Source organism: Pseudoxanthomonas mexicana (assembly GCF_014397415.1).
Taxonomy (GTDB): domain Bacteria; phylum Pseudomonadota; class Gammaproteobacteria; order Xanthomonadales; family Xanthomonadaceae; genus Pseudoxanthomonas_A; species Pseudoxanthomonas_A mexicana.
In genome coordinates this window covers 321561-341760 of record NZ_CP060731.1, presented here as the reverse complement: position 1 = coordinate 341760, position 20200 = coordinate 321561, and the positions used below count along the sequence as shown (strand labels likewise).

General features: G+C 68.6%; 24 protein-coding genes. 11 read left to right on the top strand and 13 right to left on the bottom strand.

Annotation, left to right across the window (positions count from 1 at the left end; all coding sequences use genetic code 11):
- Nucleotides 1–2: 2 nt before the first annotated feature.
- From IAE60_RS01695 to ccoN, 7 genes are all read right to left on the bottom strand, one after another.
- Nucleotides 3–524, bottom strand: a complete 522-nt coding sequence (locus IAE60_RS01695) for a FixH family protein (protein WP_187573624.1) — start codon at nucleotides 522–524, stop codon at nucleotides 3–5.
- Nucleotides 521–2110, bottom strand: a complete 1590-nt coding sequence (locus IAE60_RS01690; protein ID WP_187573623.1) for a 4Fe-4S dicluster domain-containing protein — start codon at nucleotides 2108–2110, stop codon at nucleotides 521–523. Before IAE60_RS01690 ends, IAE60_RS01695 begins: the two co-directional genes overlap by 4 nt.
- A 120-nt stretch (nucleotides 2111–2230) precedes the next feature.
- The gene (locus IAE60_RS01685) at nucleotides 2231–2527 is read right to left on the bottom strand and encodes a hypothetical protein (RefSeq protein WP_162108240.1); all 297 of its coding nucleotides are present in this window, start codon (nucleotides 2525–2527) and stop codon (nucleotides 2231–2233) included.
- Nucleotides 2524–3453, bottom strand: coding sequence for a cytochrome-c oxidase, cbb3-type subunit III (gene ccoP, locus IAE60_RS01680; RefSeq protein ID WP_187573622.1), 930 nt, complete (start codon nucleotides 3451–3453; stop codon nucleotides 2524–2526). Before ccoP ends, IAE60_RS01685 begins: the two co-directional genes overlap by 4 nt.
- Nucleotides 3450–3590: a cbb3-type cytochrome oxidase subunit 3 gene (locus IAE60_RS01675; protein WP_187573621.1), complete on the bottom strand. Its 141-nt coding sequence runs from the start codon at nucleotides 3588–3590 to the stop codon at nucleotides 3450–3452. The genes ccoP and IAE60_RS01675 overlap by 4 nt, the downstream gene beginning before the upstream one ends.
- 3 nt (nucleotides 3591–3593) lie before the next feature.
- Nucleotides 3594–4214, bottom strand: coding sequence for a cytochrome-c oxidase, cbb3-type subunit II (gene ccoO, locus IAE60_RS01670; protein WP_187573620.1), 621 nt, complete (start codon nucleotides 4212–4214; stop codon nucleotides 3594–3596).
- A gap of 11 nt (nucleotides 4215–4225) precedes the next feature.
- Nucleotides 4226–5665, bottom strand: coding sequence for a cytochrome-c oxidase, cbb3-type subunit I (gene ccoN, locus IAE60_RS01665; RefSeq protein WP_187573619.1), 1440 nt, complete (start codon nucleotides 5663–5665; stop codon nucleotides 4226–4228).
- Between the two features lie 204 nt (nucleotides 5666–5869).
- Between ccoN and IAE60_RS01660 the strand changes: the two genes are divergently transcribed.
- The 3 genes from IAE60_RS01660 to cydX are packed head-to-tail and all read left to right on the top strand — an operon-like array spanning nucleotide 5870 to nucleotide 8724.
- Nucleotides 5870–7438 carry a cytochrome ubiquinol oxidase subunit I gene (locus IAE60_RS01660; protein ID WP_187573618.1) on the top strand — a complete coding sequence of 523 codons (1569 nt, stop codon included), beginning with the start codon at nucleotides 5870–5872 and terminating at the stop codon, nucleotides 7436–7438.
- A gap of 13 nt (nucleotides 7439–7451) precedes the next feature.
- Nucleotides 7452–8597, top strand: coding sequence for a cytochrome d ubiquinol oxidase subunit II (cydB, locus tag IAE60_RS01655; RefSeq protein WP_187573617.1), 1146 nt, complete (start codon nucleotides 7452–7454; stop codon nucleotides 8595–8597).
- Between the two features lie 10 nt (nucleotides 8598–8607).
- A complete protein-coding gene (cydX, locus tag IAE60_RS01650) occupies nucleotides 8608–8724 on the top strand; it encodes a cytochrome bd-I oxidase subunit CydX (protein ID WP_185894370.1) in 117 nt (38 codons plus the stop codon).
- 81 nt (nucleotides 8725–8805) lie between these two features.
- On the opposite strand, the gene IAE60_RS18695 is transcribed toward cydX, so the two are convergent.
- Entirely contained in the window at nucleotides 8806–9627 is an 822-nt protein-coding gene (locus tag IAE60_RS18695; protein ID WP_313495946.1) for a TonB-dependent receptor domain-containing protein, read from the bottom strand.
- Between IAE60_RS18695 and IAE60_RS18690 the strand changes: the two genes are divergently transcribed.
- From IAE60_RS18690 to IAE60_RS01610, 8 genes are all read left to right on the top strand, one after another.
- A complete protein-coding gene (locus IAE60_RS18690) occupies nucleotides 9604–10266 on the top strand; it encodes a hypothetical protein (RefSeq protein ID WP_244966631.1) in 663 nt (220 codons plus the stop codon). The genes IAE60_RS18695 and IAE60_RS18690 overlap by 24 nt on opposite strands.
- Before the next feature lie 230 nt (nucleotides 10267–10496).
- The gene (locus tag IAE60_RS01640; RefSeq protein ID WP_187573615.1) at nucleotides 10497–11156 is read left to right on the top strand and encodes a thermostable hemolysin; all 660 of its coding nucleotides are present in this window, start codon (nucleotides 10497–10499) and stop codon (nucleotides 11154–11156) included.
- Nucleotides 11153–12655 (top strand): AMP-binding protein, encoded by a 1503-nt coding sequence (locus IAE60_RS01635; protein ID WP_187573614.1) that lies wholly within the window; start codon nucleotides 11153–11155, stop codon nucleotides 12653–12655. The genes IAE60_RS01640 and IAE60_RS01635 overlap by 4 nt, the downstream gene beginning before the upstream one ends.
- On the top strand, nucleotides 12652–13326 hold the full coding sequence (locus IAE60_RS01630) for an iron-containing redox enzyme family protein (RefSeq protein WP_187573613.1): 675 nt from the start codon (nucleotides 12652–12654) through the stop codon (nucleotides 13324–13326). The genes IAE60_RS01635 and IAE60_RS01630 overlap by 4 nt, the downstream gene beginning before the upstream one ends.
- Entirely contained in the window at nucleotides 13326–14165 is an 840-nt protein-coding gene (locus IAE60_RS01625; RefSeq protein WP_187574628.1) for an SDR family oxidoreductase, read from the top strand. The genes IAE60_RS01630 and IAE60_RS01625 overlap by 1 nt, the downstream gene beginning before the upstream one ends.
- A gap of 4 nt (nucleotides 14166–14169) precedes the next feature.
- On the top strand, nucleotides 14170–14811 hold the full coding sequence (locus IAE60_RS01620; RefSeq protein WP_187574627.1) for a tetratricopeptide repeat protein: 642 nt from the start codon (nucleotides 14170–14172) through the stop codon (nucleotides 14809–14811).
- A 24-nt stretch (nucleotides 14812–14835) separates the two neighbouring features.
- Nucleotides 14836–15510 carry a response regulator transcription factor gene (locus IAE60_RS01615; RefSeq protein ID WP_187573612.1) on the top strand — a complete coding sequence of 225 codons (675 nt, stop codon included), beginning with the start codon at nucleotides 14836–14838 and terminating at the stop codon, nucleotides 15508–15510.
- A gap of 17 nt (nucleotides 15511–15527) precedes the next feature.
- Nucleotides 15528–16895 (top strand): ATP-binding protein, encoded by a 1368-nt coding sequence (locus IAE60_RS01610; protein ID WP_187574626.1) that lies wholly within the window; start codon nucleotides 15528–15530, stop codon nucleotides 16893–16895.
- Nucleotides 16896–16911: 16 nt separating this feature from the next.
- Here IAE60_RS01610 and IAE60_RS01605 read toward each other — a convergent pair whose 3' ends face one another.
- From IAE60_RS01605 to nirK, 5 genes are read right to left on the bottom strand one after another with little or no spacing between them, the layout of a single operon-like run.
- Nucleotides 16912–17151, bottom strand: coding sequence for a hypothetical protein (locus IAE60_RS01605; protein ID WP_187573611.1), 240 nt, complete (start codon nucleotides 17149–17151; stop codon nucleotides 16912–16914).
- 51 nt (nucleotides 17152–17202) lie between these two features.
- The gene (gene azu, locus IAE60_RS01600; RefSeq protein ID WP_162108219.1) at nucleotides 17203–17658 is read right to left on the bottom strand and encodes an azurin; all 456 of its coding nucleotides are present in this window, start codon (nucleotides 17656–17658) and stop codon (nucleotides 17203–17205) included.
- 47 nt (nucleotides 17659–17705) lie between these two features.
- Nucleotides 17706–18269 (bottom strand): SCO family protein, encoded by a 564-nt coding sequence (locus IAE60_RS01595; RefSeq protein WP_185894359.1) that lies wholly within the window; start codon nucleotides 18267–18269, stop codon nucleotides 17706–17708.
- The gene (locus IAE60_RS01590; RefSeq protein WP_244966630.1) at nucleotides 18266–19039 is read right to left on the bottom strand and encodes an SUMF1/EgtB/PvdO family nonheme iron enzyme; all 774 of its coding nucleotides are present in this window, start codon (nucleotides 19037–19039) and stop codon (nucleotides 18266–18268) included. The genes IAE60_RS01595 and IAE60_RS01590 overlap by 4 nt, the downstream gene beginning before the upstream one ends.
- Nucleotides 19040–19055: 16 nt before the next feature.
- Nucleotides 19056–20114, bottom strand: coding sequence for a copper-containing nitrite reductase (gene nirK / locus IAE60_RS01585; protein ID WP_187573609.1), 1059 nt, complete (start codon nucleotides 20112–20114; stop codon nucleotides 19056–19058).
- Nucleotides 20115–20200: the final 86 nt, after the last annotated feature.

Below are 20200 nucleotides of genomic sequence, written 5' to 3'. Positions count from 1 at the left end.
ACTCAGCCGCCCCCGTGCGCGGGAGCGAGCCGTACCGCCCGGGTGTCCTTCTGCAGGCGCCCGCGGATGCGCCACAGGCCGTCCTGCGTGGCGAGCTGGACATTCCAGTCGTGGGATGTGTCGATCTGAGCCGGCGCGGTCCAGCCGGCGGTATCGCGGGCCAGGGTCAGGGTGGTGTCCTTCGCCGCTTCGGTCGGGTGGGCCAGGGTCAGCACCAGCGGCGACGTGCCCGCGAATTCGCCCGTCACCGGCACCAGTTCCACATGGTCGGCGCGGATCTGCACGATGGCGCTGAGCTTGCGTGCGGCAGCGGCTTCGTCCGGGCCCAGGTCGGTGGTCTGGATCTGCGAGACGCGGTCCACCTTGTCCATCACCGCGTCCGCACTGCCGGAGCGCACCGACACCACCACCAGTCCCACGCCGGCGACGATGGAGGCCAGCGGGATGCCCAGCACCACCCACATCATGGGTTCCTTCCAGAACGGGCGCTTGCGGTCGCTGGCAGGGGAGGCATTCGACGTCATGGGGTGGGTCCGAAGTAGCTGGTGTCGACGGTCTTCTCGTTGCCGCCCTCGGTGGCGACCACGGTCAGCGTGACCGCATGACGGCCGGTGACCGTGGCGGGGGCGGTGGCGACGACCGGCAGCGACAGCACCTGCTCGGGCTCGGCGATCACCGTCATCTCGCCACCGCGCAGGACGATGCCGGGTGTGGGCGAGGCCAGGGTGACGCGGTAGCTGCGCGTCTGCTGGTCCTTGTTGATCAGTTTGAGCGTGTAGCTGTTCTCGACCTGTCCACCGGCGACTTCACGGTACAGCGCATTGCGGTCGCGCAGCACCTCGGCGATCAGGTCGCTGCGATGGGTCACGCCCCAGGCCCAGCCGGCCACCAGCGCCAGCAGCAGGCCGCCGTAGACGAACACGCGCGGGCGCAGCACGCGCGACGGCTTGCCGTCGATGGCGTTCTGCGTGGTGTAGCGGACCAGGCCCTGCGGATAGCCCATCTTGCCCATGACGTCGTTGCAGGCGTCGATGCAGGCGCCGCAGGCGATGCACTCGTACTGCAGGCCGTTGCGGATGTCGATGCCGGTGGGGCAGACCTGTACGCAGATCGTGCAGTCGATGCAGTCGCCCAGCTCCTCGGGCGCGAACTTCGGCAGCGGCGCCACGTCGCCCAGATCGCCGTCCCAGGTGATGGTGCCTTTGGCGTGCGCGGCCTGGCTGGCGGCGGACGGATGCTTGCCCGCGCGGAACACGTAGTCGTACGCCGTCTCCTTGGACAGCAGCCCGCGTGCGCGTTCGAGCACGCTGCCAAGGCCGCGCTTGCGCGGGCCGCGCGGTTCGCCGCGCATCGGGTCGTAGGCGATGATCAGGGTGTTGCGGTCGAACATGGCGCTCTGGAAGCGCGCGTACGGGCACATGTACTTGCACACCTGCTCACGCAGGAAGCCGGCGAAGCCCCACGTGGCCAGCGCGTAGAACAGCACCCAGAACGTCTCCCATCCGCCCCAGGCGAACGGCCACAGGCGCGCGCCCAGGTCCAGGATGGGGGTGAAGAAGCCGACGAAGGTGAAGCCCGTCCACAGCGCGAACACCGCCCACAGCACGTGCTTGCCGCCCTTGCGCAGCAGCTTGTTGGCGCTCCACGGCGCCGCGTCCAGCTTCATCCGAGCGCTGCGGTCGCCCTCGGTCCAGCGCTCCATCCACAGGAATACTTCCGTCCACACCGTCTGCGGGCAGGCATAACCGCACCACAGCCGGCCGGCCAGCGAAGTGAAGAAGAACAGCGCCATCGCCGCGATGATCAGCAACATGGCCAGGAACAGGAAATCCTGCGGCCAGAAGACCAGCCCGAACACGTAGAACTTGCGCGCCGGCAGGTCGAACAGCACCGCCTGGCGACCGTCCCATTTCACCCACGGGAACACGTAGTACATGCCCAGCAGCCACCACACCGCCGCCACCCGCAGGCGGTTGAGCGTGCCGGCGACGTCGCGCGGATAGACCTTGCGCTCGCTGACGTAGAAGGAATTGCCCTGCGCATCGACGACGTCCAGCGGAATGCGGCGCCTGGTCGAATCGGAGGGTGAGGAGGAGGCTGGCGTGGACATGGAGGGCTCTGTCTTGGCTGGCGTCATGCTCGCGCCGCGGGCGTGCGCGAGGTAGCGACGGTTTGTCGCAGGTGCGTGCTTCCGTCGCGCGCAGGCGGCAGGAGGACGCTGCGGGCGCGCTCAGTCCGGCGGCAGCGCGCGGTTGAAGCGGCTGGCGGGGCGCAGCAGGATCCAGGTGAACAGGCTGCTGGCCGCGGTGGCCAGCCAGAACATGAAGAAACCCAGCGTGTAGCCGAACTCGCGGCTGATCGCCAGGTCTGGGAAGGTCATGTCGCGCAGCGTCAGCGGGTCGACGAAGGCGAAGAACACCATCGTCGCCACGCCGGCCGCGAAGAAGCTGGGCCAGAGCACCGCCCCGACGCGCTGCGCGAGCGGCCGGGGCGGATGGTCGAGGCGGGGCTCGGTGAAGTCGGTCATTGCGCCGCGCCGGCCGCCTGCTTGTGCGACAGCGACCATACGTACGACGCCACCAGCCGCGCGCGCGTCTCGCCGAGCAGCTCGCGGTGCGCGGGCATCACGCCATGGCGACCCTGGGTGATCGTGGTACGCATGCTCTCCTTGCTGTTGCCGTAGAGCCAGTAGCCGTCGGTCAGGTCGGGCGCGCCCAGTTCCTGGTTGCCCTTGCCGTCCACGCCGTGGCAGGCCACGCAGAGGCCATCGTACAGCGGCTTGCCCTGGGCTGCCATGAAGTTGTTCTTCATGCCTTCCTCGGGGTTGTTCAGCACGTTGACGTAGGCGATCACGTAGTCGACCGCATTGGCACCGCCCATGTTGGTCAGTGCGGTGCCCCATTCGGGCATCACGCCTTCACGGCCATCCAGCACGGTCTGCAGCACCAGGTCCGGGGTACCGCCCCAGTGCCAGATGTCGTCGGTCAGGTTGGGGTAGCCGGTGGCGCCCTGGCCGGACGAGCCGTGGCAGGTGGCGCAGGTGTTGTTGAAGATGGAACGGCCCAGCGCCTGCGCCTTCGGATCCTTGGCCAGCTGGTCGATCGGCTTGCCGGCGAACGGCGCGAACGTCGCCTCCAGCTTCTTGTCTTCCAGCGCCTTCTGCTGGTCGTGCTCGCCGGTGGAGGTCCACTTCGCGTAGCCGGGGATGATGCCCAGGCCGCCATACCAGGCGATGTAGCCGATGCTGAAGAAGATGGTGATGTAGAACAGGTTGATCCACCACTTCGGCAGCGGTTTGTTGTACTCGGTGAGGTCGCCGTCCCACACGTGCGAAGTGTCTTCCGGCGCGGGATCGCCGGGGCGGCGGCGGCTGGTCCACCACAGCAGCCACACGCAGCCCAGGATGTTCAGTACGACCAGCGCGACGATGAATCCGATCCAACCAGCGCTCATGGGTTCTTCTCCCCTTCCTCACCCAGCGGCAGGCGCGCCGCATCCTCGAAATCGGCCTTGCGGCGCGGGCTCCACGCCCACGCCCAGCCGGCCAGGAACAACACCAGCAATACCCCCGTGACGATGCCGGATACCATGGCTCAGCCCCCCCTCGGCGCGGCCTTGCCCAGCCCTTGCAGGTAGGCGACCACGGCGTCCAATTCGGTCTTGCCTTCCACGTCGGCGGCGGCGCTGGAGATCTCGGCCTCGCTGTACGGATGGCCCAGCGTCTTCAGCGACTTCATGCGGGAGGCGACTTCGGCGCCGTCCACCGTGGCCTTCTGCAGCCAGGGGAAGGCGGGCATGTTCGACTCCGGCACCACGTCGCGCGGGTTGACCAGGTGCACGCGGTGCCAGTCGTCGGAGTAGCGTCCGCCCACGCGGGCCAGGTCCGGCCCGGTGCGCTTGCTGCCCCACTGGAACGGGCGGTCGTAGACCGATTCGCCGGCCAGCGAGTAGTGGCCGTAGCGTTCGGATTCGAAGCGCAGTGTGCGCACCATCTGCGAGTGGCAGTTGTAGCAGCCCTCGCGCACGTAGATGTCGCGGCCCGCCAGCTCCAGCGCGGGGTAGGGCTTCACGCCTTCCAGCGGCTTGATCGCCTCGGCCTGGAACATCAGCGGCACGATCTCCGCCAGTCCGCCGAAGGACACCGCCACCGCGATCAGCACCGCCATCAGGCCGACGTTCTTCTCGATTTTCTCGTGGGAATTTCCGTTGCTCATCTCGTCGGTCCTCAGGCGCGGGCTTGCGAGGCGTCGGGCGCCATGATCGGCTGCGCCGCGGTGGACTTGGCGCCCTGCAGCGTCTTCACCATGTTCCATGCCATCAGGAACATGCCGCTCAGCACCAGCAGGCCGCCCGCCAGGCGGAACAGGTAGTAGGGATAGGTGGCGTTGAGCGCCTCGACGAAGCTGTAGGTCAGCGTGCCGTCGGCGTTGGTGGCGCGCCACATCAGGCCCTGCATCACGCCGGCGATCCACATCGAGGCGATGTAGAACACCACGCCGATGGTGTGCAGCCAGAAGTGGGTATCGATGGCCTTCACCGAGTGCATCTGCTCACGGCCGACCAGCTTGGGCAGCAGGGCGTAGACCGCGCCCACCGAGATCATCGCCACCCAGCCCAGCGCGCCGGAATGCACGTGGCCGACGGTCCAGTCGGTGTAGTGGCTCAGCGAGTTGACCGTCTTGATCGACATCATGGGACCTTCGAAGGTCGACATCATGTAGAACGACAGCGAGACGATCAGGAACTTCAGGATCGGATCGGTGCGCAGCTTATGCCACACGCCCGACAGGGTCATGATGCCGTTGATGGCGCCGCCCCAGCTGGGGGCCAGCAGGATCAGCGAGAACACCATGCCCAGGCTCTGCGCCCAGTCCGGCAGCGCGGTGTAGTGCAGGTGGTGCGGGCCGGCCCACATGTATACCGCGATCAGCGCCCAGAAGTGCACGATGGACAGGCGGTAGGAGTAGATCGGGCGGCCGGCCTGCTTGGGCACGAAGTAGTACATGATGCCCAGGAAGCCCGCGGTCAGGAAGAAGCCCACCGCGTTGTGGCCGTACCACCACTGCACCATCGCGTCGACCGCGCCGCTGTACACCGGGTAGGAGTGCAGCAGGCCGGTGGGCAGCGCCAGGCTGTTGACGATGTGCAGCAGGGCCACGGCGATGATGAACGAGCCGTAGAACCAGTTCGCCACATAGATGTGCTTGACCTTGCGCTTGGCGATGGTGCCGAAGAACAGCACGCCGTAGGCCACCCATACCACCGCGATCAGCACGTCGATCGGCCAGATCAGCTCGGCGTACTCCTTGCCCTGGGTCAGGCCCAGCGGCAGGGTCACCGCCGCCAGCAGGATCACCAGCTGCCAGCCCCAGAACACGAACGCCGCCAGCTTGTCCGAGATCAGCCGTGCGTGGCTGGTCCGCTGCACCACGTGCAGGCTGGTGGCGAACAGCGCGCTGCCGCCGAAGGCGAAGATCACTGCATTGGTGTGCAACGGGCGCAGGCGCCCGTAGCTGAGCCACGGCAGGTCGAAGTTCAATGCGGGCCAGTACAGCTGGGCAGCGATCAGCACGCCCACGGTCATCCCCACGATGCCCCAGATCACGGTCATCACCGCGAACTGGCGCACTACCTTGTCGTTATAAGTCCCCTGGACGCCTTGCATGCGGCCTCTCCTAGTTTTCCACGGCGGGATTCTCGGCCCCGGACATCGGGACCGCATTGATTCTGATCAAAGCTCCCGCCAGGGTCCCTGGCGGAAGGGGTGCAAGGATGGAGCATAGACTGTGCATGGCGGGTGCGACAGATGGTCGCCCCCCTGCCGCCGACGGGCGGGTCTAGAATGCCGCCAGGTCCCAGGAGCTCCCCCATGCCCGACATGACCGTCGTCGAACTGTCCCGCCTGCAGTTCGCGCTCACCGCGATGTACCACTTCCTGTTCGTGCCGCTGACGCTGGGGCTGTCCTTCCTGATCGCCATCATGGAAAGCGTCTACGTGATGACGGGGCGCGACATCTGGCGGCGCATGACCCTGTTCTGGGGCACGCTGTTCGGCATCAACTTCGCCATGGGCGTGGCGACCGGCATCGTGATGGAGTTCCAGTTCGGCACCAACTGGTCCTACTACAGCCATTACGTGGGCGACATCTTCGGCGCGCCGCTGGCCATCGAAGGCCTGATGGCGTTCTTCCTGGAGGCGACCTTCATCGGCCTGTTCTTCTTCGGCTGGGACAAGCTGAGCAAGGTGCAGCACCTGGTGGTCACCTGGCTGGTGGCGCTGGGGTCCAACTTCTCGGCGCTGTGGATCCTGGTGGCCAACGGCTGGATGCAGAATCCCGTCGGCGCCGTCTTCAATCCCGAGACCATGCGCATGGAGATCACCGACTTCATGGCGGTGATCTTCAACCCGGTGGCGCAGGCCAAGTTCGTCCATACGGTGTCGGCCGGATATGTCACCGGTGCGATGTTCGTGATGGCGATCAGCGCGTTCTACCTGCTGCGGGGCCGCAACATCGACTTCGCCAAGCGCTCGATGGCGGTGGCTGCCAGCTTCGGCCTGGCGGCGGCCCTGTCCGTGGTGGTGCTGGGCGACGAGAGCGGGTACGCCACCAGCGAGCACCAGAAGATGAAGCTGGCCGCGATCGAGGCCATGTGGGAGACCGAGCCGGCGCCGGCCGGTTTCAACGCCTTCGCGATCCCGGACCAGGCGAACCAGACCAATCACTACGCCCTGCATGTCCCGTATGTGATGGGCCTGATCGGCACGCGCTCGTTCAATACCGAGATGCCGGGCATCCTGGAGCTGGTGGAGCGCGCCGAAGGCCGCATCCGCAATGGCCTGCTGGGCTACGAGGCGCTGCAGCGGCTGCGCGCCGACCGCAACGACGGCACCGCGCGCGTCGTCTTCGAGGCCCATTGGCGCGACATCGGCCACGCGCTGCTGCTCAAGCGCTACCGCGAGGACATCGGCAACGCCACCGAGGCGCAGATCGCGCAGGCCGCGCACGACACCATCCCGCACGTGGCGCCGCTGTTCTGGAGCTTCCGCCTGATGGTCGGGCTGGGCTTCTACTTCATCGCCTTCTTCGCGCTGGCGTTCTGGCTGGCCAGCCGGCAGCAGCTGGACCGGTACCGCTGGTTCCTCAAGCTGGCATTCTGGAGCCTGCCGCTGCCCTGGGTGGCAATCGAGGCCGGCTGGCTGATCGCCGAGTACGGGCGCCAGCCCTGGATCATCGATGGCGTGCTGCCGACCTTCCTGGCCGCATCCGGGCTGAAGCTGCACCAGATCATGATCACCCTCAGCGGATTCGTGCTGATCTACACGGTGCTGGCCATCGTCGAGGTCTGGCTGATGCGCAAGCTGATCCTGAAGGGCCCCGAGCACCTGGCTGCCCCGGCGCCCGACACCCCCTCGCCTCAACCGGCCCTGGCAGGCTGACGGGAGACTGCGGATGGATACGATTCCTCTCGACTACGCCACGCTGCGGCTGATCTGGTGGCTGCTGCTGGGCATCCTGCTGATCGGCTTCGCGGTGATGGACGGCTTCGACCTGGGGGTGGCCACGCTGCTGCCCGCGGTGGCCCGCACCGACGAGGAGCGGCGCATCGTGCTGAACGTCATCGGGCCGGTGTGGGAAGGCAACCAGGTCTGGCTGATCCTGGGCGGCGGCGCGATCTTCGCGGCGTTCCCGCCGCTGTATGCGGTCAGCTTCTCGGGCTTCTACATCGCGATGTTCCTGATCCTGGTGGCGTTGATCCTGCGGCCGGTCGGTTTCAAGTTCCGCAGCAAGGTGCCCGATCCGCGTTGGCGGGCGGTATGGGACTGGGCGCTGTTCGCCAGCGGCCTGGTGCCTTCGCTGGTGTTCGGCGTCGCCATGGGCAACGTGCTGCTGGGCGTGCCGTTCCACTTCGACGACACCCTGCGGGTGTACTACGAAGGCGGCCTGTTCGGCCTGCTGACGCCGTTCGCGCTGCTGTGCGGGCTGGTGAGCGTGGCGATGCTGCTGATGCACGGGGCGGGCATGCTGGCGATGAAGACCTCCGGCGCGGTGGCTGAGCGTGCGCGGCGCTACGGCAGCATCGCCGCCATTGCGACAGCGGTGCTGTTCGTGATCGGCGGCATCTGGGTCGCGCGCCTCGACGGATACGCGCTGCAGGTCGCGATGGATACCGCCGGTCCGTCGAATCCGCTCGCCAAGATCGCCGTGGCGAAGCCTGGCGCGTGGATGGACAACTACGCCCGCTGGCCGGTGACCTGGCTGCTGCCGGCGATCGGAGTGGCGGGTGCGCTGCTGAGCGCCGTGCTGTTGCGTGCCGGTCGGGCGGGGCTGGCGTTCCTGGCGTCGTCGGCCAGCATCATCGGCATCATCCTGACCGAAGGCTTTGCGACGTTCCCGTTCCTGCTGCCGTCGTCCACGCAGGCCGGCTCCAGCCTGACCCTGTGGGACGCCTCGTCCAGCCACATGACGTTGTTCATCATGCTGCTGGCCACGGCGTTCTTCCTGCCCATCGTCCTGCTGTACACCGCCTGGGTCTTCCGCGTGCTGCGCGGCAAGGTCGACGGCGACGGCATGGGACGCAACCCCAACGCCTACTGAGGAGAGTCGCATGTGGTACTTCAGCTGGATCCTGGGCGCCGGCCTGGCCGCGAGCTTCGCCATCCTCAACGGCATGTGGTACGAGATGCGGGAGAATGATCGCGACGCGGACGATCGCGATTCCTGACCGCGCCATCGGGTCGTCCACAAGTGAAAAGCCCCGGCTCGCACCGGGGCTTTTCGTTGCCGCGATCCATCGCGTTCGGCCTCAGAACTCCTGCGAGAACCGCACGCCGATGGTGCGCGGCTGGGTCACCACCGTATAGACCTGGCCGTTCGGATACTCCGGCACCACGCCCGCGGCGCCGCAGACGGACTCCGCGCACTGGGTGAACCGGTTCAGCTCGCCGCGTTCGTCGAACAGGTTGTTGACGTACACGTCCACCTTCCAGTCGTTGCGGCGGTAACCGGCCGATACGTCCACCGTGGTGTAGGCATCCAGGTCGCCGAGGATCTCGCGTTCGGCCAGGCGCAGGTCGGACTTGCGGTCGCCCACGTGCACCACCGCCCCCTGCAGGAAGGCCTCGCCGCCTGCCACGTCGAAGGTGTAGCGCGCGGTCAGGTTGCCCTTCATCTTCGGCGTGACCGGCAGCTGCGTACCTTCCGGCGCCTCGGGGTCGGCGCACTCCGTGACCGGGTTGCCGTCGTCGTCGGTGAAGCCGCAGTAGTTCTCGGTCAGTTCCGCGTCGTAGAACGCGGCACCTGCCGTCAGCTGCAGGTTGTAAGTGGCCGCGAACGCCAGCGAGAACTCGGCACCGTTGATGCGCGCCTGGTTGGCGTTCTTGATCTCGGTCAGGCCGTTGGCGCCGAGGATGGAGAACTGGAAGTCCTCCCAGTCCTGGCGGAACACCGAGCCGTTGAACGACAGCCGGTTGTCCAGCCACGTGGTCTTCCAGCCGAACTCGTAGTTGGTCAGGTAGTCCGACAGGTACGGCGGCAGCGTCGTGAACTGGGCGGGCGGGTCACGCGCGAGGCGCGCCTGCCGGGGCTGGCCGAATGGGCGCGTGTGCTCGACTTCGGCGCCGAGCACGTCGTCATCACCGCGGGCTGCCACTTGCGGCGTGACGGATTCGGGTGCAGCCACGGGCTGGGCATCGCCGACAACCCGCGGGTGTTCACCCCGGACGACCTGATGGACGGGCGCTGGCCCGAGGGTCGCGTGGTGGTCTACGACGACGACTACTTCTACACCGCCAGCGTGGTCGCCGAGGCGCTGTGCCTGCGCGGTTGCGAGGTCACGTACCTTACCCCGGACGACACCATCGCCTCGTGGAGCGCGAACACCCTGGACTACCGCCACATCCAGTGGCGGATGGCCGAGCTGGGCGTCGTGCAGCGCGTATCGCACCTGGTCACCGGCTATACGGGAACCACGCTCGCGCTGGAGCACGCATGGAGCGGTGCGGCGTCTTCGCTCGAGTGCGACGCGGTCGTGGTGGTCACCGCCCGCCTGCCCGACGATGCGCTCTACCAGGCATTGAAGGCACGCGAGCCGGAATGGATTGATGCGGGCATCCGCAGCGTGGCCTGCATCGGCGATGCGCTGGCGCCGGGGCTGATCGCGCACGCGGTGTACGCCGGCCATCGATATGCGCAGGAACTGGACGCGCGGCGCGACGGCGAGGTGCCGTTCAAGCGGCATTTCCATCACGACCCTACGAGGACGTGATGGCGGGGAAGGGCGCTGTGCGGCCTTGCAGGCGGGTTCTGCTGCATCCCTGCAGGTTCCGTGCAGTCGCGCCGCAGCGAGCGAGGTGCGCGCTTTCGACGCACCTGTTCAGAAGCAATTTAGCTGCACGGTGATGCGGTGCCCATTCTCACGAATTCGTGCCGAGAATCTAATGAGCGCTTAACTCGTACCTAATCGAGCCTTAATCCGGCGCTTCCAGCATGCCCGCCATGCACTGGATCCGTCCCCACATCGCCCTGGCGCCCCTTCCCGGACGCTTCGTCAGCGTCCAGCTGGTCGAGCGCGACGACCCCGGCCGCGAGGCCGTGGAAGCCTTCATCGCCGACGTCTATCGGGACCGCTACGGCGCCGTCCTGCGGAACTTCTTCCCCCACTTGATCGCCTACCGGGACAGCGACGGCCGCCTGGCCGCCGCCGTGGGCATCCGCGCCGGCGCGGAGGGGCCGCTGTTCGTCGAGCACTATCTGGACGGACCGGTGGAACATGCCATGACACGGCGAGGCATCGCGCACGTCGACCGCCGCCGCGTGGTGGAGGTGGGGAATTTCGCGGCCACCTCGCCCGGGATCGCACGCGAACTGATCCTGCAGCTGGCGCTGACCCTGCAGGCGGCCGGCATGGACTGGGTATTGCTGGTCGCCACGCAGCAGCTGCGCAACGCCTTCGAGCGGCTGCGCCTGCCGATGCTGGAGCTGGCCGAAGCGCGCGCCGAGCGCCTGGGCGATGCCGGTGCGGACTGGGGGCGCTATTACGACGCGCGTCCCCGGCTCATCTGCGGCAACCTGGCCGAGGGTGTCGCCTATCTGCGCGGCGTGGAGCGGCCGGCGGCCTGCACCGCGCCGGATGCCTGCCTGGCGGGTGCGCCATGACGCGGCCGATGGATGTCGTGCTGCGCGGGACACGGCTGAATGCGCCGCGCGTCATCAGCGCCGAGGGCACACTGGACGATGCCGCACTGGCGGCACGGATCGACGCGCTGGTGGCGTGGCTGGCCAGGACCGGCATCCGCCGCGTCGCCAGCCGCCTGGACAATGGATCCGGCTGGTTCGTGCTGGACCTGGCCCTGCGCGAGATCGGGGGCGTGCATGTGCCGCTGCCGGTGTTCTTCTCCGAGGCGCAGGTGCGGCATGCGCTGGCGAGCAGCGGCGCGCAGTGCGTGGTGACGGCGCGCGAGGACGCCATGCCGCCAGGCGTGGAAGCGCTCAGCGGGTTCCTCGACGGCGAGCGGCTGGCGTACTGGCGCACCCCGGCGCACGACACGCCGGGACCGGCACTGCCGCATCGGACGGCCTGCATCACCTATACGTCCGGCACCACGGGACGTCCGCGCGGCGTATGCCTGGACGCGGAGACCCTGTTCACTGTCGCAGGCTCGCTGGTCGACGCCGCGTCGGCCGTGGCGCCGCGTCGGCACCTGTGCCTGATGCCGCTGGCGACGCTGCTGGAGAACGTGGCGGGCCTGTACGCGACGCTGCTGGCGGATGCGGAAATCGCGCTGCCATCGCTGTCGGAGATCGGCTACACCGGCGCCACCGGCCTGGACGTGCCCACGCTGCTGCGTTGCCTTCACCGTTACCAGCCGGAGAGCGTGATCCTGGTGCCGCAGCTGTTGCTGGCGCTGGTGATGGCGGCCGAGCAGGGCGCGCCGCTCCCCGCATCGCTGCGCTACATCGCCGTCGGTGGCGGGCGCGTGGGGCCGGGCCTGCTGCAGCGCGCTCGCGCGCTCGGGCTGCCCGTGTTCGAAGGCTATGGTCTGACCGAATGCGGCTCCGTGGTGTGCCTCAACCGCCCGGAGGCCACGCGCGATGGCAGCGTCGGCCGTCCGCTGCCGCACGCCCGCATCTCGATCGTGGAGGGCGAGATCCAGGTCGAAGGCGCGCGTGCACTCGCCTATCTCGGCGGTGAGCGGCTGCCGGACGGTCCTGTCCGCACCGGTGACCTCGGCTACCAGGACGACGAGGGTTACGTGCACATCACCGGCCGCCGCAAGAACGTCTTCATCACCGCGTTCGGCCGCAACGTGTCGCCGGAGTGGGTCGAAAGCGAACTGCTGGCGCATCCCGCCATCGCCCAGGCCGTGGTCTGGGGCGAGGCCCAGGCGGACAACGTCGCGGTGCTGGTGCCGCGACGTGCCGACATCGACGACGCGCGTCTCGCGCGTGCGTTGGCCGACATCAACGCGGGCCTCCCCGATTACGCACGCGTCGCCCGCTTCGTGCGTGCCGCCGCCCCCTTTACCGCCGAGGCGGGCCTGATGACCGCCAACGGTCGCCCGCGCCGCGAAGCGATCCTCGGCCGCTACCAGGCCGAGGTCGACGCCTGCTACCGCCGCCCCCCGAACGTATCCCCCTCCGGAGTTGCCGCATGAGTTTCCATGATGAGCTGGTCGCGCAGACCGCGCACGAACGCAACGGTCTGCTGTCCGTCCCGATCATCCAGTCCGCGCTGGCGGGCAGGATCGCGCGCGATGACTATGTGGCTTTCCTCAACCAGGCCTTCCACCACGTCCGCCATACCGTGCCGCTGCTGATGGCCTGCGGGGCGCGGCTGCCGGCCCGGCTGGAGTGGCTGCGTACGGCGGTGGGCGAGTACATCGAAGAGGAAATGGGGCACCACGAATGGGTGCTGGACGACATCGCCGCCTGCGGCGAGGACCGGGCCGCCGCGGAGGCGTCTTCCCCTTCGCTCGCCACCGAACTGATGGTCAGCTACGCCTACGACACCATCCAGCGCGGCAATCCGGTGGGCTTCTTCGGCATGGTGCTGGTGCTGGAAGGCACCAGCGTCGCGCTCGCCACGCGCGCCGCCAACACGCTGCAGACGTCGCTGGACCTTCCCCGCAACGCCTTCAGTTACCTGCTCTCGCACGGCGACCTGGACATCGAGCATGTGGGCTTCTTCAAGCGCCTGATGGATCGCATCGACGATGAGGGCGACAAGGCCGCCATCGTGCACGCAGCACGCCGCTTCTACGTGTTGTACGGCGACATCTTCCGCACGCTGCGCGACGGCGGTGCCCGCCTGGCGGAGGCGGCGTGATGGAACTCGCCGGCAGGACGGTGATGGTGACCGGCGCCAGCGGCGGCATCGGCGAGCCGCTGTGCGCGGCCCTGATCGCCGCGGGCGCGCGCGTGCTGGCGGTGGGCCGCAACGAAGGCAGGTTGCGCCGGCTCGCCCAGCACCTGCCCGCGGGTGCTCTGTCATGGGTGGCAGCGGATGTCGCCACCGACGAGGGACGCGCGCAGGTGGTGCGCGCCGCGGCCGCGGCCAACCCCACGCCCTCGGTGCTGGTGCTGGCGCACGCCCAGGGCGCGTTCGGCCTGTTCGCCGATCAGTCCCCCGAAGACATGGCACGGCTGGTGCAGACCAACCTGGTGGCGCCCATGCTGCTGGTGCACGCACTGCTGCCGGTGCTGGGCACGCACACGCCGGCGTCGGTCGTCGTGGTCGGCTCGACCTTCGGCAGCCTGGCGTTTCCCGGCTTCGCCGCCTACAGCGCCAGCAAGTCCGGCCTGCGCGGACTGACCGAAGCCCTGGCACGGGAGTACGCCGACACGCCGCTGCGCTTCCAGTACCTGTCGCCACGTGCCACGCGCACGCCCTTCAACACGCCGGCCGTCGACGCCCTGAACGCCGAACTGAAGACCGCCAGCGATGCGCCCGCCGATGTGGCACGCCACCTGGTCCGCGCCATCGAACGCGGCACCGCACGCATGCAGATCGGCTGGCCGGAGAAGCTGTTCGCCCGTCTCAACGGCCTGCTGCCGGGCCTTGTCGACCGCAGCCTGCGGTCCCGCCTTCCCGCCGTCCGCAAGCATGCGCGACGGTCACCCCTGTCCACGACGGAGCACGTTCCCCATGAAGCGCAGCCACGGTAAATCCATGTTCTTCCTCATCCTGATGTCCACGGCGCTGCTGGTCGGCATCGCCGTGGCCGGCGAGCCGGCGACGGGCAGCGTCAACCAGGTGCGCGACCGCTGGGCGCAGATCAACTACCAGCTGCCCAAGCCGCAGCGGGAGGCGGCGTTCGAAGAACTGCTGCACCAGTCCGAGAAGATCCGCCAGGCCACTCCGCGCGATGCCGCGGCGCTGATCTGGGAGGGCATCGTGCTGTCCAGCCTGGCCGGCGAGAAGGGCGGCATGGGCGCGCTGGGCCTGGTGAAGCGGGCGCGCGCGGATTTCGAGGCGGCCATCAAGCTCGATGCGGGCGCGCTGGACGGTGCCGCCTACACCAGCCTGGGTGCCCTGTATTACCAGGTGCCCGGCTGGCCGCTGGGGTTCGGCGACGATGCGGCCGCGCGCACGATGCTGCGCAAGGGACTGGCCATCGATCCGGACGGCATCGACGCCAACTACTTCTACGCGGATTTCCTGCGCGACCAGAAAGACTGGGCCGGTGCCCGCACGGCCTTCCAGAAGGCGCTGGCGGCCCCCGCTCGCCCCGGCCGCGAGGTGGCCGATGCTGGCCGTCGCCAGGAGGCGCAGGCCAAGCTGAAGGACGTGACGGCGCACCTTGCGCACTGAGGTGACGGCCACCAGACTGGCTGCATGCGCATCCTGCTGGTGGAAGATGATCTGTCGCTGGGCGAAGGCATCCGTACCGCGCTGCGGCGTGGCGCCTTCGCCGTCGACTGGGTGCAGGACGGGGCCAGCGGGCTGCTGGCCCTGCGAGGCGGCGGTTTCGACCTGGTCGTGCTGGACCTTGGGTTGCCCCGGATGGACGGCATCGAGGTGATCCGCCAGCTGCGCGCCGCCGGCGATACCGTGCCGGTCCTCGTGCTGAGCGCGCGCGAGCGCCCGGCCGACCGCACCCTCGGCTTGGACGTGGGCGCGGACGATTATCTGGGCAAGCCTTTCGATACCGCCGAGCTGCTGGCGCGCGTGCGTGCGCTGATCCGGCGCAGCGCCGGCCGCGCCAATCCCACGCTGGAATCGGGCCCGCTGCGGCTGGATCCGGCCACGCTCACCGCCAGCTGGAAAGGGCGGCCGCTCGACCTGACCCGCCGCGAGTTCGCGCTGCTGCGCGTGCTGATGGAGCAGCGCGGTCGTCCGATGGCGCGCGACGCGATCCAGCGGCACCTGTACGGCTGGGATGCGGACGTGGCCAGCAACGCCGTCGATGTCCATGTCCACCAGCTCCGCCGCAAGCTGGAGCCCGGCATCATCCGCACCGTGCGCGGACTGGGCTATGCCCTGGGCGATGCCGTCGGGGATGCCCCATGAGATCGATGCGCGCCACCCTGCTGTGGCTGTTGCTGGGCACGCTGGCCGTGGTGATGGCGGCGGCGGGCCTGCTCAGTTACCGGGCCGGGCTGCAGGAAGCCGGCGAGATGTTCGATGCCCGCCTGGTGCAGTCCACCCGCGTGCTGGTCAGCCTGGTCGACGAGCCGCTCAGCGAACTGAACGCGTTTCCGGGCGAGCCGATCGTGCTGCGCGGCTGGCACGGACAGGCGCACGGCGTGGGCGAAGCGCTGGCGTTCAACGACGGCCATGCCTACGAGAACAAGCTGGCCTTCCAGGTCTGGGACGCCCAAGGTCGGCTGCTGCTGCGCTCAGACAGTGCGCCGGCGCGGCCCTTGGCGACGTTGAAGGCCGGATATGAGGACGTGGTGGTGGATGGCGCGCACTGGCGCGCGTTCACCCTGCGGTCGCCGAACGGACGATGGTTCCAGTCGGCCGAACTCACCGACATCAGGGAGGAGCTGGCGGGCGACATCGCCGGCGGCACGCTGCTGCCGCTGCTGCTGTCGCTGCCGCTGATCGCCCTGCTGGTCTGGTGGAGCGTCGCACTGGCCACGCACTCGCTGCGGCGCATGTCGCACGAGATCGGCCAGCGCGATCCCGAGCGGATGACGCCGCTGGATCCGGCCCAGGTGCCGCTGGAGGCGCGTGGCCTGGTCGATGCGATCAACGGCCTGCTGCAACGGCTGGACGCTGCCCTGGCGCGCGAGCGCACCTTCGTGGCCGATGCCGCGCACGAACTGCGCACGCCCATCAGCGCGCTGAAGGTGCATGCCGACAACGCATGCCATGCCGGCGACGAGAACGAACGCGAAGCGTCCCAGCAGCTGCTGACCGCCAGCGTGCAGCGCGTCGAACGTCTGGTGGCGCAGTTGCTGTCCTTGAGTCGCGCGGAAAGCACGGGACGCGTAGTGGCGCGTACGCGGCTTGACCTGGCCGCGCTGGCCGGCATCGAGATCGACGCCGCCCGGCCGTTGCTCGATGCACGGGGCCAGACCCTGCGCCTGGATCTGCAGCCGGTGCTGGTGTCGGGCGACGAAATCGCGCTCGGCCTGCTGGTGCGCAACCTGGTGGAGAATGCCGCGCGCTATGCACCGGCCGGCGCCACCGTCGAGGTGCGCACGTGGAAGGCCGATGGCCGCGCCTTCCTGTCGGTCGACGACAGCGGTCCGGGCATTCCCGACGACGAACACGAGCGTGTGTTCGATCGCTTCTATCGCCGGCTGGGCAGCCGCCACGAGGGCAGTGGGCTGGGCCTGGCGATCGTGAAGGAAGTGGTGACGGCGCACGCCGGCACCGTCCGGTTGGCGCAGTCGCCGCATTGGGGTGGCCTGTCGGTATCGGTCGAGCTGCCCTGCCTGGCGTGAGCGCGCGCGGCGCGACCTAGCCGCTGCAGCCGCCGCAACACACCGACGGCAGGCGCTCGATGGCGTCGGGCGCGAGCCGGTGGCCGGCCTGGGCGAAGACCAGCATCAGTTCCACCGCGAGCGCACTGGTCGAGCAACGGAGCGCGCCGGAAGCGGCGTCGCGGTCGAGCAGGGCGGCGGGATCGAGATCGAGCAGCTGCCGTTCGATCGCGGCCAGGTCGGCGGGCGCATCGTCCAGGCGGATGACGTATTCCATGCGCGGACTCCGGAACGTACTGCGCCGCCCGGAGGCGGCGCAGCAGCGGTGTTACTTGGTGACGACCAGCTTGCCCTTCATCAGCGTGGAGTGGCCGGGGAAGCTGCAGAAGAAGCTGTAGTCGCCGCCGGCGGTCAGCTTCTTGCCGGGGAAGGTGATCTTCGTCTTCTGTCCGCCGCCGATCAGGGCGGTATGCGCGATCACGCGCGCGTCGCCGGCCGGGACGTAGGCGCCCGCCGCGCCGGCCTTCATGCCATCGCGCGCCACGCCGGCCAGGTCGGCGGTCTTCGACACCACCACGTTGTGGCCCATCGCCGCGGCCGGCAGCTTGCCGCTGTGCGTCAGCTCGAGGGTGATGGTGGCGCAGCTGGCGGAGACCGTGGCCTCCTTCAGGTCGAATTTCATGGCGTCGTCGCCCTTCAGGCTGACCGTGCAGTTGCCGGCGGCCTGGGCCATGCCGGCGGCGCCGAACAGGGCAAGGGCGAGCAGGGAGTGGGAGAGTTTCATCGTGTGGCTCCGTCGTTCATCGTTTGGGTGGGTGTGGGACCATGACATCACGGTCCGGCGAGCAGCGCCTTGACCTGGGTCAGGAACTGCGGATCTGCGGCGGCACCGGTCACCTCGCTGCGCGCGCGCACGCGGCCGTCGGCGTCCAGCAGCACCAGCACGCTGGTGTGGTTGATGCTGCCGTCGTCGCGGAACCGGTAGCGCACGTCCAGTACGCTGGCGATGGCGCGCACGTCGTCGGCCGCAGGCGTGAGGAACCGCCAGCCGTCCGGCACGCGATGGCGCTGCGCGACGTCCTGCATGGCGGACGGGGTATCGCGTGCCGGGTCCAGGCTGACCATGACCACGCCCAGCCGCTTGCGTTCGGCGGACGTCAACTGCTTCTGCAGGCTCTTGGCGTTCTCGATGATCAGCGGGCACATCAGGTGGCAGTTCGTATAGAACATCGACACCACGCGTGGCTGGCCGCGCAGCGAGGACCAGGCGACCGGTTGCCCGTCGGCGGCCTGCGTACTCGCCTGCAGGTGGTAGACCGAATCGCCGGGCAGCGGCTGCGCGCGCAGCGGCGCGGCGAGGACCAGCAGGGAAAGGAACAGGGAGGCGATCTTCATGGCGTGCTCCTGGCACAGCGGAAACCGAGGTTGCCCAGCGTGGCGTCGGGTGGCAGCGCGGAGAGCAGCACGAAGCGCTTGACCACACCATAGTCGCCGGGGTCGTTGAAGCTCATGGCCGTGGCGCCGCAGTAGCGCAGGGCGTCGCCGTCCTGCTGGCCGCGGCGGTCGCCGTCGCCCAGCAGCGAGGCGACATCCTCGCTCCATTCCCAGTGCGCGCCGTGCAGGCCATGGACGCCGTAGGCATTGGCCGGCGCGTCCGCGGCCGCATCGATGGCATGCGGCGTGCCGTCGTTGACCTGGCGCATCCGCCAAGCGCCATCGGCGCGCGCGTCGCGGCGCGTGGCGTCGGCGGCGGCCGCGTATTCCCATTCGACGAAGCGCGGCAGCCGCGCCTGTTGCGCGCGGCAGTAGGCATCGGCGGCGTACCAGTTGACGTGCACGACCGGCGCGTCCGGATCGAGCGCCGGCCCGGGTGCGTCGGCCGTGGCCCAGTGGCCCAGGTAGCCCGGGCTGGCGAACACGGCGGGAATGCGGTCGCGTCGCCACTGCGGCTGGCGCGCGAGGAATCCGGCGAAATCGCGATTGCTGACGGGCCGTGCCATCAGCGCGAACGAGGGCACCCGCACCACGCGGGTGTCCTCCTCGAAGCGCACGGACGAACGGAAATCGCCGCCCTCGATGCGCCGGTATCCGCTGTCCGCGTCGCCGGCGACGGCGAACGCCGATGCCAGCGCGAGCAGCAGGAACGTGGCGGTCGAAGGCGGCATCCGTTTCATCCTGTCCTCACTGGCCGGCCGCCGGCTTGGCTTCCGGATACTCGATGTCGTGCTGCTGGCCCGTGTAGATGTCGGGATTCTTCTGTCCCTCCACCTTCAGGATGCCCAGCGAGCCCTTGTGGAACGTGCGGAAGATGCTGTGGTCCACCAGCACGAAGTTGCCGGGCACGTCGGCCTTGAACTCGACCATGGCCGAACCGCCGGCGGGGATCAGCGTGGTCTGCACGTTCTCCTGGTACTTGCTGCCGCCTTCGGTGTAGACCTTGTCGAAGATCTCGCCGATCACGTGGAAGCTGGACACCAGGTTCGGGCCGCCGTTGCCGACGAACATGCGGATGGTTTCGCCCGCCTTCGCCGTCAGCGCGTTGTCGCCCTGCAGCGCGTCCACCGAGCCGTTGAACACCACGTAGGTGGGATGCTCGTCGATCGCCTTCTCCAGGCTGAAGGGCTGCAGGCCGGGTTCGCCGTACGCGCCTTCGGTGTAGAAGTCGCCCTGCACCACGTAGAACTCCTTGTCCACCGGCGGCAGGCCTTCTTCCGGCTCCACCAGGATCAGGCCGTACATGCCGTTGGCGATGTGCATGCCCACCGGCGCCATCGCGCAGTGGTAGATGTACAGGCCGGGGTTCAGCGCCTTGAAGGAGAACTGCGTTTCATGCCCCGGCAGGGTGAACGTGGCTTCCGCACCGCCGCCCTGGCCGGTGACGGCATGCAGGTCGATGTTGTGCGACATGTGCGAGTCGTGGCGGTTCTTCAGCTTGAACTCCACCGTGTCGCCCTTGCGCACGCGGATGAAGCTGCCGGGCACGGTGCCGCCGAACGTCCAGAAGTTGTAGGTCACGCCATCGGCCATGCGCATGTCCTTCTCGATCATCTCCAGGTCGACGACGACATGGGCCGGTGTCTTGCGCGTGATCGGCGGGGGCACCATCGGCGGCGCCGTCATCACGGCGTGGATGGTTTCGCCGGCCGGCGTGATGCGGCCGCCCTGTTCGCCAGCGAAGGCGGGGGCAGCGGACAGTGCCGCGAGTGCGCAGGCGAGCAGGGAGGGATACAGGCGTTTCATGGTGCGTTCCTCGGTCGATCATCGGTGGGTGTGCGGCCATGGTGGAAATGCACGCACGGCGCCTCGTTGATCTGAATCAATCGAAA

Coding starts and splice junctions, on each gene's coding strand:
- IAE60_RS01695 (WP_187573624.1), bottom strand. CDS start 524: ATGACGTCGAATGCCTCCCCTGCCAGCGACCGCAAGCGCCCGTTCTGG.
- IAE60_RS01690 (WP_187573623.1), bottom strand. CDS start 2,110: ATGTCCACGCCAGCCTCCTCCTCACCCTCCGATTCGACCAGGCGCCGC.
- IAE60_RS01685 (WP_162108240.1), bottom strand. CDS start 2,527: ATGACCGACTTCACCGAGCCCCGCCTCGACCATCCGCCCCGGCCGCTC.
- ccoP (WP_187573622.1), bottom strand. CDS start 3,453: ATGAGCGCTGGTTGGATCGGATTCATCGTCGCGCTGGTCGTACTGAAC.
- IAE60_RS01675 (WP_187573621.1), bottom strand. CDS start 3,590: ATGGTATCCGGCATCGTCACGGGGGTATTGCTGGTGTTGTTCCTGGCC.
- ccoO (WP_187573620.1), bottom strand. CDS start 4,214: ATGAGCAACGGAAATTCCCACGAGAAAATCGAGAAGAACGTCGGCCTG.
- ccoN (WP_187573619.1), bottom strand. CDS start 5,665: ATGCAAGGCGTCCAGGGGACTTATAACGACAAGGTAGTGCGCCAGTTC.
- IAE60_RS01660 (WP_187573618.1), top strand. CDS start 5,870: ATGCCCGACATGACCGTCGTCGAACTGTCCCGCCTGCAGTTCGCGCTC.
- cydB (WP_187573617.1), top strand. CDS start 7,452: ATGGATACGATTCCTCTCGACTACGCCACGCTGCGGCTGATCTGGTGG.
- cydX (WP_185894370.1), top strand. CDS start 8,608: ATGTGGTACTTCAGCTGGATCCTGGGCGCCGGCCTGGCCGCGAGCTTC.
- IAE60_RS01640 (WP_187573615.1), top strand. CDS start 10,497: ATGCACTGGATCCGTCCCCACATCGCCCTGGCGCCCCTTCCCGGACGC.
- IAE60_RS01635 (WP_187573614.1), top strand. CDS start 11,153: ATGACGCGGCCGATGGATGTCGTGCTGCGCGGGACACGGCTGAATGCG.
- IAE60_RS01630 (WP_187573613.1), top strand. CDS start 12,652: ATGAGTTTCCATGATGAGCTGGTCGCGCAGACCGCGCACGAACGCAAC.
- IAE60_RS01625 (WP_187574628.1), top strand. CDS start 13,326: ATGGAACTCGCCGGCAGGACGGTGATGGTGACCGGCGCCAGCGGCGGC.
- IAE60_RS01620 (WP_187574627.1), top strand. CDS start 14,170: ATGTTCTTCCTCATCCTGATGTCCACGGCGCTGCTGGTCGGCATCGCC.
- IAE60_RS01615 (WP_187573612.1), top strand. CDS start 14,836: ATGCGCATCCTGCTGGTGGAAGATGATCTGTCGCTGGGCGAAGGCATC.
- IAE60_RS01605 (WP_187573611.1), bottom strand. CDS start 17,151: ATGGAATACGTCATCCGCCTGGACGATGCGCCCGCCGACCTGGCCGCG.
- azu (WP_162108219.1), bottom strand. CDS start 17,658: ATGAAACTCTCCCACTCCCTGCTCGCCCTTGCCCTGTTCGGCGCCGCC.
- IAE60_RS01595 (WP_185894359.1), bottom strand. CDS start 18,269: ATGAAGATCGCCTCCCTGTTCCTTTCCCTGCTGGTCCTCGCCGCGCCG.
- IAE60_RS01590 (WP_244966630.1), bottom strand. CDS start 19,039: ATGCCGCCTTCGACCGCCACGTTCCTGCTGCTCGCGCTGGCATCGGCG.
- nirK (WP_187573609.1), bottom strand. CDS start 20,114: ATGAAACGCCTGTATCCCTCCCTGCTCGCCTGCGCACTCGCGGCACTG.